We start from the raw sequence: 13,647 nt of genomic DNA, 5'->3' as shown, positions 1-13,647 counted from the left end.
GCTCAGCGCGCCGCTGCGCGCCCCGCCTGCCGTCCGGAGAACAGGCATCCGCCGAGGAACGTGCCCTCCAGAGCGCGGTAGCCGTGCACGCCGCCGCCACCGAAGCCGCTCGCCTCGCCCGCCGCGAACAGGCCTGTGATGACCGCTCCGTCGGCGCCCAGCGCTCGCCCGTCCAGGTCGGTCTTGATGCCTCCCAGCGACTTGCGGGTGATCACGTGCAGCTTGACGGCGATCATGGGGCCGGCGGACGGATCCTGTAGCCGGTGAGGCGCCGCGGTGCGGATGAGCTTGTCTCCGCGGTACGCGCGCATGGAACGCAGCATCCCGATCTGGGCGTCCTTGGTGAAGTCGTTCTCCATCTCGAGGTCGCGGGCGACGACCTCACGACGCACATGCTCCAGGTCGAGCAGGTCGCCGCCGTCGTGCCTGGCCATCTGCGCGAGCAGCGAATCCAGGTCGTCCTCGACGATGAAGTCCGCGCCCTCGTCGAGAAAGGACTGCACGGGACCGGTCGGGCCCTTCGCCAGCCGGGACTTCAGCAGCAGCGGGACATCTTTGCCGGTCAGATCGGGGTTCTGCTCGCTGCCGGACAGCGCGAACTCCTTCTCGACGATCTGCCGCGAGGTGATGAACCAGGAGTGGTCGTGGCCAGTCCTGCGCAGGTGTGCCAGCGTCCCCAGCGTGTCGAAGCCGGGGAACAGCGGCACGGGAAGCCGCCTGCCCGTCGCGTCCAGCCACAGCGATGACGGGCCGGGGAGGATGCGGATGCCGTGCATGGGCCAGACCGGGTCCCAGTTCTGGATCCCCTCGACATAGTGCCACATCCGGTCGCCGCCGATGAGGTGCGCCCCGGCGACCTGCGACACGATCTGCATCGAGCCGTCGACGTACGCCGGCACACCGGACAGCATCCGGTCAGGCGGCGTCCCGAGCCGGTCGGGCCAGGCCGCCCGGACGAGGTCGTGGTTGCCGCCGATGCCGCCCGAGGACACGATCGTCGCACCGGCCGAGATCTCGAACGCCCCGACCACGTCGCGCGAGGAGGCGACACCGCGCTCGGCCGGGCTGTCGGCGAGCACATCGCCGCGCGCGCCGACCACGGCGCCGTTCGAGAGCGTCAAATCGGTCACGCGGTGACGCGGAAGGATCGTGAGAGTGCCGGCATCCTCCGCACGATGCACGGCCTCCTCGAACGGAGCGACGATCCCCGGTCCCGTGCCCCACGTGATGTGGAACCTCGGCACCGAGTTGCCGGGTCCCAATGCGCCGTAGCCTCCGCGTTCGGCCCATCCGACGACGGGAAAGAATCCGACGCCGCGCTCGCGCAGCCAGGCGCGCTTCTCACCGGCGGCGAACTGCAGGTAGGCCTCCGCCCAGGCTTTGGGCCATTCGTCCTCGTCCCTGTCGAAGCCGGCGGTTCCGAACCAGTCCTGCCTCGCGAGCTCCAGCGAGTCCTTGACGCCCATGCGCCGCTGCTCCGGCGAGTCGACGAAGAACAGCCCGCCGAAAGACCACCAGGCCTGGCCGCCGAGGTTCGATCGCGGCTCCTGGTCGACGATGATCACGCGGCGCCCCTGCCGTGCGGCCTCGGACGCTGCCACGAGCCCTGCCAGCCCCCATCCGATCACCAGAACATCTGCGGACAGGGGCGTGGTCGTCATGCGGTCTCCGTTGAATCCTGACTGGTGCTGCGGGCGTCGAGCGTCGGGCGCGCTCCCGGCGAGGAGGCGGCGGACGGCAGCGTATTCACCATGGCATATGCGGCGCGCTCGAGGTAGTCCCAGAGCGTCGCGTCGTGCAGCGGAGACAGCTCCGCCTCGTCGAGCGCGGTCCGCATGCAGCGCAACCAGCGGTCGCGCGAGTCGGGATCGACGCGGAACGGCATGTGGCGCATGCGCAGTCTTGGATGCCCTCGCCGCTCTCCGTAGGTCGTGGGCCCGCCCCAGTACTGCACCAGGAACATCGTCAGCCGATCGGCGGCCGGTCCGAGATCCTCCTCGGGATACATCGGCTTGAGCACCGGATCGAGGGCGACCTCGCGGTAGAAGACCCCGACGATCCGCTCGAACGTCGCCTGGCCGCCGACCTCGTCGTAGAACGTCATTCGGTCGCCTCCGGAGGTTCGGGGTGCTGCTTCGGGTTCTTCCTGCGCCAGACGCCGCGCGCCGCGGGCGGCACCCCGGTGACGGCGTTGGGCCGCGTCCTCGGCGGATTCGCTCCGCGCACACGCCGCGCGCCGGCGATGCCCTCGGGGATGACGGATTCGAGCGACGGCACCGCGAGATCGAGGCTCTGGACGGCATCCTTCAGGCGCATGCGCAGCTCGCGTGCGACGTCGTCCATCGCCGTCGCACGGGTCTTCATGACGACGCGGATGACGAGCGCCTCACCGGTCACTGACTCCAGGCCCCACACCTCGGGGCGCTCGATGATGCGGGTGCGCCACTTCGCGTCCTTGGCGAGGCCCGCGGCGGCTTCGAGCAGAGCGGCCTCGACCTCCGGCACATCGGCGTCCGCGGGCACGCCGATGTCCACGATCGCGCGCGCCCAGCCCTGCGACATGTTCCCGATCCGGGTGACCTCGCCGTTGCGGACGTACCAGAGCGTGCCGTTCACGTCGCGCACGTGCGTGATGCGCACCGCGACGTACTCGACGACCCCGCTCGCGAGCCCCATGTCGACCATGTCTCCGATGCCGATCTGGTCCTCGGCGACGATGAACAGTCCGTTGAGCACGTCCTTGACGATGTTCTGCGCGCCGAAGCCGAGCCCGGCGCCGACCGCGGCGGTCAGCAGCGTGAGCGAGCCCACCAGGTCGGGTGCGAGGCGGTTAGTGATCAGCACGAGAGCGACGACGGCGACTGCGACGTTGACGATGTTCTGCAGGATCGTGCCGAGCGTGCGCGTGCGCTGGACGAGGCGCATGTCCGCGAGCGGAGAGCGCTCGAGAGCCTGCGTGTCGTCGACGTTCGCCTTGGACTTCGCCCGGTCCACGATGCGGTGCACGATGCGCCGGATCAGCAGCCGCAGCACGATGGCGATGACCACGCAGATGACGACGATCAGGACGACGTGGATCACATTCTCGCCCGCTGCGATGAGCCAGGCGAGCGTGCCGTTCCACACGTCGAGCAGCCAGAGCTGGAACGCCGACGGCTCCGGGGTGGTCTCAATCGGGAGGTTCAGCACCTCCCGATTCTAGCGAGCGGGTATCGCAGAACGCTGAATCAGGCGACCGGTTCGGGCTCCTCGGCATCCGTGGCCTGAGCGCTCAGGGCACGCTCGACGTCGGCGAGTCCCTCGCTGACCAGACGGCGAAGCGCGGGCGCGGCGTCCGCGTTGGCGGACAGCCAGGCGCGCGTCGCATCACGCAGCTGGACGTCGGCCAGCGTGGTGGGGTAGAGGCCGACGATCAGGTAGTTCGCGATCTGGTACGTGCGCGACTCCCACACCGGGACGAGCATGTCGAAGTAACTCTGCACGAACTCGCCGAGCACCGCGGTGCTGTTCGCGTGCACGAAGCCGAGGGCCGCCGAGCGCACGATGGTGTTCGGCAGGTCGGCGTTGTCGACCAGCGATGCCCATGCGACGCGCTTGTCCTCGACCGTCGGCAGTGCGGCCCGGGCCTGCGCTGCGAACTCCGCACCCTTGGACGTGTTGTCCGCGGAGAGTGCGGCGTCGATGGAGGCGGCGTCGGTGGCGCCGATCGACGCCAGGCCGACCAGCAGCTGCCAGGACAGGTCGGTGTCGATCTCGAGACCGGGGAGTGCTTCCTCTCCGGAGCGCAGACGACCGACGATGCCGGCGTGCTCGTGGTTCACCAGCGACGCCGCGAACGCGGTGACGAACTGCAGCTGGCTGTCACTGCCCGCCGCGGCGTTCTGCGCGAGATCCCAGAGGCCGTCGGCGACCTTGAGACGTGCCGTGTCGCGGTCTGCCGGCGCCACGTAGAGGTTCGCGGCGGTGCGCAGCTGCGCCAGCGTGGTGCGGACGGTGGTCGACTCGGTCTCGCGGCCGATGTTGCCGAGCACGAGATCGATGTAATCGGATGCCGTGCTCTCGGCGTCGCGGGTCTGATCCCAGGCCGCACCCCAGATGAGGGACCGCGCCAGCGGGTCCGAGACCTCGGCCAGGTGGGCGATGGCGGTCTCGAGCGAGCGCTCGTCGAGGCGGATCTTCGCGTAGGCGAGGTCGTTGTCGTTGAGCAGCACGAGGTCGGGGCGCTTGTGCCCCTGCAGCTCGGGAACCTCGGTGCGGTCGCCGTCCACGTCGATCTCGACGTAGTGCGTGCGGGTGAGCGCGCCGCCGTCGAGGTTGTAGAAGCCGATGCCGAGGCGGTGCGGGCGGATGGTCGGGTAGTCGGCCGGCGCGGTCTGGGTGATCGCGAAGCGCGAGATGACGCCGTCCGCGTCCTCGGCGATGACCGGGGACAGGGTGTTGACTCCTGCCGTCTCGAGCCACTTCTTCGACCAGGTGCCGAGCTCACGGCCGCTGGTGGCCTCGAGCTCGGTGAGCAGGTCGCTCAGCTCCGTATTGCCCCACGCGTGCTTCTGGAAGTACTGGCCGACGCCCGCGAAGAAGGCGTCGATGCCCACCCAGGCGGCGAGCTGCTTGAGCACCGATCCGCCCTTGGCGTAGGTGATGCCGTCGAAGTTCACCTGAACGTCTTCGAGGTCGTTGATCTCGGCCGTGATGGGGTGGGTGGAGGGCAGTTGGTCCTGACGGTACGCCCAGGTCTTCTCCATGGCGTTGAACGTCGTCCACGCCTCGCTCCACTCGGTCGCCTCCGCGGTCGCGATGGTCGACGCCCATTCGGCGAACGACTCGTTCAGCCACAGGTCGTTCCACCACTTCATGGTGACGAGGTCGCCGAACCACATGTGCGCGAGTTCGTGAAGGATGGTGACGACGCGGCGCTCCTTGACGGCATCCGTCACCTTGCTGCGGAAGACGTACGTCTCGGTGAACGTCACCGCGCCGGCGTTCTCCATTGCACCGGCGTTGAACTCCGGCACGAACAGCTGGTCGTACTTCGCGAACGGGTACGGGACGCCGAACTTCTCCTCGTAGTAGGCGAAGCCCTCACGGGTCTTGTCGAAGATGTAGTCGGCGTCGAGGTGCTCCCACAGGCTCCGGCGTCCGTAGACGCCCAGCGGGATGACCCGGCCGTCGGCACTGGTCAGCTCCGAGAACGTCGATTCGTACGGGCCGGCGATGAGGGCCGTGATGTACGACGAGATACGCGGGGTGGGCTCGAAGCCCCACGTCGCGGTGCTGCTCTCGTCGTGGTTGATGGGCTCGGGTGTGGGGGAGTTCGAGATGACCTTCCACGCCTCGGGCGCGGTGACGGTGAACTGGAACGTCGCCTTGAGGTCGGGCTGCTCGAACACCGCGAAGACACGGCGCGAGTCGGGGACCTCGAACTGCGAGTAGAGGTAGACCTCACCGTCGACCGGGTCCACGAAGCGGTGCAGTCCCTCGCCGGTGTTCGTGTACAGGCAGTCCGCGTCGACGACGAGGACGTTCTCCTCCTGCAGGTTCGTCAGCGCGATGCGCGAATCCGCGAAGACCTCGACGGGGTCGAGCTGCTCTCCGTTGAGCGAGATCTCGCGCACGTCGCGGGCGATGAGGTCGATGAAGGTGAAGCTGCCGGGCTTCGCGGTGAATCGCACCACGCTGCGGGAGCCGAACACCTCGGCGCCCTTGGTCAGGTCGAGCGAGATCTCGTAGGACTGGGTGTCGATGAGCTCGCGGCGCTCCTGCGCTTCGATTCGGGTGAGGTTCTCTCCAGGCACAGCTGTTTCTCCCAGGGGTTCGGGGGGTATCGCCTCGGGTCGACGCTGCTGGCGCCGACGGCAACCATGACAGCCTACGCCAGGACGCCGAGGATGCCGACGCGCGGGAGGTGGAAAGATGGAGGGGTGACTGCGCCCGATCAGACCTCCGTTCCCTTCGCGTCTCCCGCTGCCGCAGGCGGCGCCGAGTTCATCGAGACTCCGGTGGCGTACGACGCCCTGGTTCTCGCGAGCTTCGGCGGCCCTGAGGGCCAGGACGACGTCATCCCGTTCCTGCGGAACGTGACGGGAGGGCGCGGCATCCCCGACGAACGTCTCGAAGAAGTGGCACACCACTACCGCCACTTCGGCGGCGTGAGCCCGATCAATCAGCAGAACCGCGAGCTCAAGGCCGCACTCGAGGCCGAGCTCGCCGCACGCGGCATCGACCTGCCCGTGTACTGGGGAAACCGCAACTGGGCGCCGTACCTCGACGACGCGTTCACGGCGGCGTCGAACGACGGTCACACGACGCTGCTGGTGCTCGCGACGAGCGCGTACAGCTCCTACTCCAGTGACCGTCAGTACCGCGAAGACATCGCGCGCGCCGTCACGAAGGCCGGTCTCGAAGACCGCGTCACCGCCGACAAAGTGCGTCTCTTCTTCGACCACCCCGGTTTCGTCACGCCGTTTCAGGAGGGCGTGGACGCCGCGGTGACCGAGTTCCTCGGGCAGGGCATCCCGGCATCCGACATCCATGTGCTGTTCTCCACGCACTCGATCCCGACGGCGGATGCCGAGCGCTCCGGCCCGCGCGACGTCGACTGGGGCCAGGGCGGCGCGTACGTCGCCCAGCACCGCGCGGTCGCCGAGCGCATCATGGAGAAGCTCGGCGCGGTCACGGGTGGCGCGACCGTGCCGTGGCAGCTCGTCTTCCAGTCGCGGTCCGGCCCGCCCAGCCAGCCCTGGCTCGAGCCAGATGTCAACGACGTGATCGCCGAGCTTCCCGCCGCGGGCGCCAAGGCCGTCGTGATCGTGCCGCTCGGATTCGTGAGCGACCACATGGAGGTCATGTGGGACCTCGACACCGAGGCGATGGAATCGGCCGCCGAGGCGGGCATCCCGGCCGTGCGCACGCCGACCCCGGGCATCCACCCGGCGTTCGTCACGGGGCTCATCGACCTGGTCGTCGAGCGCATCGAGGGGACGCCGGCGGCCGAGCGTCCGCACGTCACCGACCTCGGTCCCTGGTACGACGTGTCGCGCCCGGGAGACTGTGAGAATGTCCGCCTCGGATTCAAGCCCGCAGCCGCCGGGATCGCGCCCTGACCGTCGCGTCCGTCGCCGCTTCTAGGATGGTGAGCATGCGCATCCACATCGCCACAGATCATGCGGGTCTGGAGTTCTCGACCCAGCTGCAGGAGCACCTGCGCTCCCTCGGGCACGACGTCGTCGACCACGGCCCTGTCGAGTACGACGCCGTCGACGACTACCCGGCATTCTGCATCCGCGCGGCGCAGGGCGTCGTCGCCGACCAGACGACCGGCGTCGAGGCGCTCGGCATCGTCTTCGGCGGATCGGGCAACGGTGAGCAGATCGCCGCGAACAAGGTGCACGGCATCCGCGCGGCGCTCGTGTGGAACCTCTCCACCGCAGAGCTCGCCCGCGAGCACAACGACGCCAACGTCATCTCCATCGGCGCACGACAGCACACGTTCGACGAGGTCGTCTCCTTCATCGAGCGCTTCATCGAGACGCCGTTCTCCGATGAAGAGAGGCACGTCCGCCGGATCGGGCAGATCGCGGACTTCGAACGCGACGGCACGTTGCTGCCCGACCCGCGCGCCTGAGACGCCCGAGGACGCTGACATGCCTGAGGGACACTCCGTACATCGGATCGCCCGCCAGTTCGACCGGAACTTCGTCGGCAAGACCCTGAGTGCGTCGAGTCCGCAGGGCCGGTTCGCGGAGGGCGCCGCGATCCTCGACGGCCGCGAGGCCGTGAGCGTCAAGGCCGTCGGCAAGCAGATGTTCCTCGAGGCCGAGGGCGACCTCTGGCTGCGGGTGCATCTCGGGCTCTACGGCGCCTGGGACTTCGCGGGGGAGATCCTGCTCGACCCGACCATCGCCTCGGCGAACGGCCGGATGGGACAGACGAACCAGCGCGGCACCGATCTGGATGCCGCGGGCTTCGACGGCGCGCCGATCCTGGACGACGCGGGCGAGAACTCTCTCACCTCGATCGGCGCGCCGCGGCGCACCCGCGTGCACGTGCGCATGTCGGAGCAGACCAGGGGACTGGAGGACGAAGGGTCCGAGTGGCCCCCTCCGATAGTCGGGCAGGTACGGCTGCGCCTGATGACCGACATCACCGCCGCCGACCTCCGCGGGCCCACGGCGTGCGTGCTGCAGACTCCCGACGAGATGCTCGCCACCGTGGCGAAGCTCGGACCCGACCCTCTCGTCGGCGACCCGGCTGAGAACGAGGAGCGGTTCGTCCACGCCGTGCGCAAGAAGGGCACGGCGATCGCGCTGCTGCTGATGGACCAGTCCGTCGTCAGCGGCATCGGCAACGTGTACCGCGCCGAGATGCTGTACAGGGCGCGCCTGAATCCGCACACGCCGGGCAAGGCCGTGCCGGAGGACATCGTGCGCCAGTTGTGGCACGACTGGGTGCGGCTGCTGGCCATCGGGGTCGAGACCGGCCAGATGATGACCATGGACGACCTGTCCCCGGCCGACTACCGTGCGGCGATGGCGAGCCGCGACGACCGCCACTGGGTCTACCACCGCGCAGGTCTCCCGTGCCGGGTGTGCGGCACCGAGATCGTGCTCGAAGAGCTCGGTGCGCGCAAGCTGTACTGGTGTCCGCGCTGCCAGGCGTGACTAGTGTTGTTCCATCGACTGCACCGACGCAGAGACAGGAGCATGTATGGACCTCACCGGACTGCAGAGCGCGCTTGAGACTTTCAGCGGATGGATCTGGGGCCCCTGGTTCCTCATACCCCTCCTGCTCGGGACCGGCCTCTATCTGACGATCAGACTGGGGGGCCTGCAGTTCCTGCGCCTCGGCTCCGCCCTGCGCCTCGGCCTCTTCACCCGGAAGGACCCCGGGTCCGACGGCGACATCTCGCAGTTCCAGGCGCTGACGACAGCCCTGGCCGCGACGGTCGGCACGGGCAACATCGTCGGCGTCGCGACGGCGATCGGCATCGGCGGACCGGGTGCGCTGTTCTGGATGTGGGTCACGGGTCTGCTCGGCATGGCATCGAAGTACTCGGAGGCGTTCCTCGGCGTGCGCTTCCGCACCACGGATTCCGCCGGTGAGAAGAGCGGCGGTCCGCAGTACTACCTCGAACGCGGCATCCGGGGTCCGCTCGGCAAGGTCCTCGGACTCTCGTTCGCCATCTTCGCCGTCATCGCCTGCTTCGGCATCGGCAACATGACCCAGGGCAACTCGATCGCGACGAACCTCGAGTCGAGTTTCAACGTGCCCACCTGGGTGACCGGCATCGTCCTCACGGTCTTCGCGCTGAGCGTGCTGGTGGGCGGCATCAAGTCGATCGGTCGCGTGACGGCCGGCCTCGTCCCGATCATGATCGTCTTCTACGTGCTCGGGGCGATCTACATCCTCATCGCGAACGTCGGCGAGCTTCCCGGCGCATTCGCGCAGATCTTCACCGAAGCGTTCACCGGCACCAGCGCCGTGGGCGGCTTTGCAGGTTCGGCGATCATCATCGCCGTGCAGTTCGGCGTGGCACGCGGAATCTTCTCGAACGAGTCGGGCATGGGATCCGCCGCGATCGCGGCGGCGGCGGCCAAGACGAGCCATCCGGTGCGTCAGGGGCTGGTGTCCATGACGCAGACCTTCATCGACACGATCATCGTCGTCAGTTGCACGGGGCTGGTGATCATCGCCACCGGTACCTGGAACCAGATCGATCCGGAGACGAACGAGCAGATCAGTCCGGCGCTCATGACCGCCGAGGCGTTCTCGCATGGTCTGCCGGGGAACTGGGGTCACATCATCGTGACGATCGGGCTCGTGCTGTTCGCAGGCTCCACGATCCTCGGATGGTCGTACTACGGCGAGCGCAATATCGAGCGCCTGCTCGGGCGGCGCGCGGTCATGCCGTTCCGCGTCATCTTCTCGCTCGTCGTCTTCATCGGCTGCACGGTGCAGCTCGGCGTCGTGTGGGCGTTCTCGGATGCGATGAACGGGTTGATGGCGTTCCCGAACCTCATCGGCCTGCTGGTGCTGTCCGGCCTGGTGGCGCGCGAGACGAAGCAGTATCTGAAGAACGATCCCAAGCTGCGAGCCACCCGCGACGAGGTCGATGAGTTCATGGCGGGGACACCCGGCTGGGAGGAATGGAAGACCGAGACGATCCCGGTCGTCCGGCCGGCACAGCGCAGGCCCTGAGCGCGCCGACGCCGAGCGCGCCGTCGTAGGCTGAGGGGATGCGCCAGAACCCCAGCTTCACCTTGGCCGATGTCGCGGAGATGCGCCGCGTGATCGAGCAGAATCCGTGGGCGACGATCGTCAGCGCCGCCGACGAGGGCCAGGTCGCGTCGCACTACGTGATGATGCTCGACGAGGACCGCGACGACCTCACGATAGTGGGGCACGTGGGGCGCCCGGACGACCTGATCCACGGCATGGGGGAGCGCGAGCTGCTCGTGGTGTTCCAGGGGCCGCACGGTTATGTATCGCCGGGCTGGTATGGCCCGGACACCCAGGCTGTGCCGACGTGGAACTACATCGCGGTGCACCTCGCCGGGGTGCCCGAGATCCTCAGCGATGAGGAGAATCTGCGGGTACTCGACCGGCTGGTCGAGCGTTTCGAAGGCCGGATGGCGGATCCGCGCCTCATGTGGGAGCGCCCGAACGACGAGGCATTCGTGCGACGGCTCGCTGCCGGAACAGTCGGCTTCCGGCTCACGCCGACGCGCGTGGTGGCCAAGCGGAAGCTGAGCCAGAACAAGGATGCCGCGACTGTCGAGAACGTCATCGCCGAGCTGCAGGGCGACGGCGTGTACGCGAATCCCGCCCTCGCCGCTGAGATGCGCAGGGCGCAGAATGCTCGTCCGGGACGAACGGCATGACGGCTGTCGGGGACGCCGTCGCGGCGGTTCGAGGAGTCCGCATCGCCGGGCCCGGGCGCGAGCATCTCGCGGATTCGGAGCCCGTGGACATCCATCTCGACGGTGATCGGATCATCGACATCGCCCCGGCCGGAGCGCTGCGCACGACAGGACTCGTGCTCGAGGGCGACGGCGCGTGGATCGTTCCCGGGCTGTGGGACAACCACGTGCACACGATCCAGTGGGCACTGGCGTCCGAGCGCGAGCAGCTCGGTCAGGTGTCGTCGGCGGCCGAGGCCGCGGCCCGCATGTCGTCCGTCGCGGCACTCCCGGACGGCCGCCGAGTCGGAACCGGCTTCCGTGACGCGCTCTGGCCGGATGCGCCGTCACTCGAGACGCTGGATGCCGCCACCGGCGGTGCGCCGACGTATCTGATCAACGCAGACGTCCACAGCGTGTGGCTGAACTCGGCCGCGCTGCGGCGCGAGGGGTTCTCGTCGCCCGACGGGATGCTGCGCGAAGAGGATGCGTTCGAGATCTCCAAGCGGCTGAACGCCGTCGAGACGGCGCACGGCGACCGTGCGGTGGCCGCCGCAGGGACCGCTGCTGCTGCGCGTGGTGTGACCGGCATCGTCGATTTCGACATGGCCTGGAACGCCGAGTCCTGGGCGCGTCGGGTGGATGGCGGATTCGGGTCGCAGCGGGTGGAGTTCGCGGTCTACCTGTCGGACCTGACGCGGGCGATCGCCGAGGGACTGAGGACGGGTGAGGCGCTGGCCGGTGCCGGTGAGCTCGTGCGGATGGGACCGCTCAAGGTGATCACCGATGGCTCACTCGGAACGCGGACTGCTGCATGCTCGCACCCGTATCCCGGTGATGACACGGACTTCGGCGTGATGAACGTGTCGCCCGAGGACCTCATCGAGCTGCTGACGCAAGCGGTCGGCGCCGGCCTCGGAGTCGCGGTGCACGCGATAGGGGACCGCGCCGTCTCCTCGGCGCTCGACGCCGTGACCGCGACCGGGGCCACGGGAACGATCGAGCACGCGCAGCTCGTCAGACACGCGGACATCGCGCGGATCGCCCGCCTCGGGCTCGCGGCGAGCGTGCAGCCTCAGCACGCACTCGACGACCGTGACCTGGTGGACGGCTACTGGGCCCATCAGACGGCTCTCGGCTACCCCATGGCGTCGCTGCTGCGAGCCGGCGCCGCGCTGCGCTTGGGGTCGGATGCCCCGGTGGCGCCGCTGGATCCGTGGCAGGCGATCGCCGCGGCCGTGCACCGCACCGACGATGAGCGGGATCCCTGGCATCCCGAGGAGCGGCTCACGCTCGATGAGGCGCTGGCGGCCAGCGTGCGCGGCGAGGTGCGCCCCGGTGAGCGGGCGGATCTGGTGCTGTGCGGCGCCGATCCGCGAACGGCATCCATGACGACGCTCCGGAGCATGCCCGTGGCGGCGACGCTGCTCGGAGGGCGTCTCACGCACTGCGCCTGATCTGCTTCACCCTGAGGTTGAAGGTTCGCATGCGCAACGATGTGCGAGTGTCGGTGGCCCAGGTTGACACAGCGATGGGGCACCGGGACGGATCCCGGTGCCCCATCGCTGGAGGTGGTTACTCGGCGACGTGCGCAAGCAGGAACCAGCGGTCCTTCTCGAGCCCGCGCATGATCTCGATCGCGACGTCCTGGCTGGTGAGGTCTACCTCGTCGAGGCCGTCGATCGCAGCCTTCGTGTCGACGAGGATCGCATCGATGTCGGCGATCACGTTGCGGATCAGCTCGCCCGACTGGGTGAAGCCGGCGGGAACTGCGGATGCGGCGCCCTTCTCTGCGACAGCCTTCACACGGGCGTCGATCGGGAGGCCGAGAGCGACGATGCGCTCCGCGGCGGTGTCCGCGAAGTCACCGGCGTGAGCGACGATCGTGTCGAACAGCTCGTGCACGCCGACGAAGTTCGCGCCGCGGACGTGCCAGTGCGCCTGCTTCGTGTTGATCGTCAGGGCCTGGAGGCCCAAAACGACGGGGGAGAGGAACTGTGCCGCGGCAGCTGCCACGGTCGGGTCGCTGGCGGTGGTGGAAACGGTCTGCGCCTTGCTCATGGTTATTCCTCCAGTACGGCGTTTTCGGTGCCTGATGGATACAACGGTACTCAGGCTCGCACATTCCGCAAGCAAGCTGAGGCTCGGCTTATCACCCCGATAATCCGCGGAATGACGGGGAAGTCAGGATAGTCTCACCTCATGAGCATCTCCTCGTCGGCATCCGTCCTGGCCCTCGCGAACAAGACCCCGAGCATCGCGGACGACGCGTTCGTCGCCGACGGTGCGCGGGTGGTCGGAGACGTCGTCCTGGAAGCAGGATCCAGCGTGTGGTACAACGCTGTGCTGCGCGGCGACTCCGCCGGCATCGTGCTCGGTCGTGGCAGCAACGTCCAGGACAACGTCTCGGTGCACGTCGACAGCGGGCACGGCGTCGTGATCGGTGAGGACGTCTCGATCGGACACAACGCCGTCGTGCACGGCTGCACGATCGGCGACGGCTCGCTGATCGGAATGGGCTCCGTGATCCTCAGCGGCGCCGTGATCGGCCGCGGATGCCTCATCGCCGGCGGTGCCGTCATCCTGGGCGGCACCGAGATCCCGGACGGCTCGCTCGTGGCAGGCGTGCCGGCGAAGATCCGCCGTGAGCTCACCGAGGAGGAGCGCGCGGACCTCGTCCGCAATGCGGAGATCTACCACGAGCACCTGCGCACGCACGAGGACGCCGTGCGGCTCGGATAGAGTGGAC

General features: G+C 68.5%; 12 protein-coding genes. 7 read left to right on the top strand and 5 right to left on the bottom strand.

Features of this window, described 5'->3' with window-relative positions; translation table 11 throughout:
• Positions 1-2: 2 nt before the first annotated feature.
• Genes IM776_RS08725 through pepN form a run of 4 tightly spaced genes read right to left on the bottom strand, consistent with a single transcriptional unit; the run spans position 3 to position 5,795 of the window.
• Complete coding sequence (locus IM776_RS08725) at positions 3-1,661, bottom strand: FAD-binding dehydrogenase (RefSeq protein ID WP_194419692.1); 1,659 nt, start codon at positions 1,659-1,661, stop codon at positions 3-5.
• Positions 1,658-2,104, bottom strand: a complete 447-nt coding sequence (locus tag IM776_RS08720; protein ID WP_194419691.1) for a globin — start codon at positions 2,102-2,104, stop codon at positions 1,658-1,660. Before IM776_RS08720 ends, IM776_RS08725 begins: the two co-directional genes overlap by 4 nt.
• On the bottom strand, positions 2,101-3,189 hold the full coding sequence (locus IM776_RS08715) for a mechanosensitive ion channel family protein (RefSeq protein WP_422730905.1): 1,089 nt from the start codon (positions 3,187-3,189) through the stop codon (positions 2,101-2,103). Before IM776_RS08715 ends, IM776_RS08720 begins: the two co-directional genes overlap by 4 nt.
• Before the next feature lie 38 nt (positions 3,190-3,227).
• The gene (pepN, locus tag IM776_RS08710; protein WP_194419690.1) at positions 3,228-5,795 is read right to left on the bottom strand and encodes an aminopeptidase N; all 2,568 of its coding nucleotides are present in this window, start codon (positions 5,793-5,795) and stop codon (positions 3,228-3,230) included.
• Positions 5,796-5,888: 93 nt separating this feature from the next.
• Here pepN and IM776_RS08705 point away from each other — a divergent pair, with 93 nt between their 5' ends.
• The 6 genes from IM776_RS08705 to IM776_RS08680 are packed head-to-tail and all read left to right on the top strand — an operon-like array spanning position 5,889 to position 12,355.
• Positions 5,889-7,103: a ferrochelatase gene (locus IM776_RS08705; RefSeq protein ID WP_194422569.1), complete on the top strand. Its 1,215-nt coding sequence runs from the start codon at positions 5,889-5,891 to the stop codon at positions 7,101-7,103.
• Between the two features lie 35 nt (positions 7,104-7,138).
• Positions 7,139-7,624: a ribose-5-phosphate isomerase gene (locus IM776_RS08700; protein ID WP_194419689.1), complete on the top strand. Its 486-nt coding sequence runs from the start codon at positions 7,139-7,141 to the stop codon at positions 7,622-7,624.
• A gap of 19 nt (positions 7,625-7,643) precedes the next feature.
• Positions 7,644-8,660 (top strand): Fpg/Nei family DNA glycosylase, encoded by a 1,017-nt coding sequence (locus IM776_RS08695; RefSeq protein WP_194419688.1) that lies wholly within the window; start codon positions 7,644-7,646, stop codon positions 8,658-8,660.
• A gap of 46 nt (positions 8,661-8,706) precedes the next feature.
• The gene (locus tag IM776_RS08690; protein ID WP_194419687.1) at positions 8,707-10,197 is read left to right on the top strand and encodes an alanine/glycine:cation symporter family protein; all 1,491 of its coding nucleotides are present in this window, start codon (positions 8,707-8,709) and stop codon (positions 10,195-10,197) included.
• Positions 10,198-10,235: 38 nt separating this feature from the next.
• Complete coding sequence (locus IM776_RS08685; protein WP_194419686.1) at positions 10,236-10,880, top strand: FMN-binding negative transcriptional regulator; 645 nt, start codon at positions 10,236-10,238, stop codon at positions 10,878-10,880.
• Positions 10,877-12,355 carry an amidohydrolase gene (locus IM776_RS08680; RefSeq protein WP_194419685.1) on the top strand — a complete coding sequence of 493 codons (1,479 nt, stop codon included), beginning with the start codon at positions 10,877-10,879 and terminating at the stop codon, positions 12,353-12,355. Before IM776_RS08685 ends, IM776_RS08680 begins: the two co-directional genes overlap by 4 nt.
• 118 nt (positions 12,356-12,473) lie before the next feature.
• Here IM776_RS08680 and IM776_RS08675 read toward each other — a convergent pair whose 3' ends face one another.
• On the bottom strand, positions 12,474-12,959 hold the full coding sequence (locus tag IM776_RS08675; RefSeq protein WP_194419684.1) for a Dps family protein: 486 nt from the start codon (positions 12,957-12,959) through the stop codon (positions 12,474-12,476).
• Positions 12,960-13,100: 141 nt separating this feature from the next.
• On the opposite strand from IM776_RS08675, the gene IM776_RS08670 reads away from it, so the two are divergent.
• Positions 13,101-13,640, top strand: a complete 540-nt coding sequence (locus IM776_RS08670; RefSeq protein WP_194419683.1) for a gamma carbonic anhydrase family protein — start codon at positions 13,101-13,103, stop codon at positions 13,638-13,640.
• The last annotated feature ends 7 nt before the right edge of the window (positions 13,641-13,647 follow it).

Origin of the sequence: Microbacterium abyssi, assembly GCF_015277895.1 — a bacterium.
GTDB classification, from domain to species: Bacteria; Actinomycetota; Actinomycetes; order Actinomycetales; family Microbacteriaceae; genus Microbacterium; species Microbacterium abyssi.
This window is presented reverse-complemented; position numbering and strand designations above follow the sequence as displayed.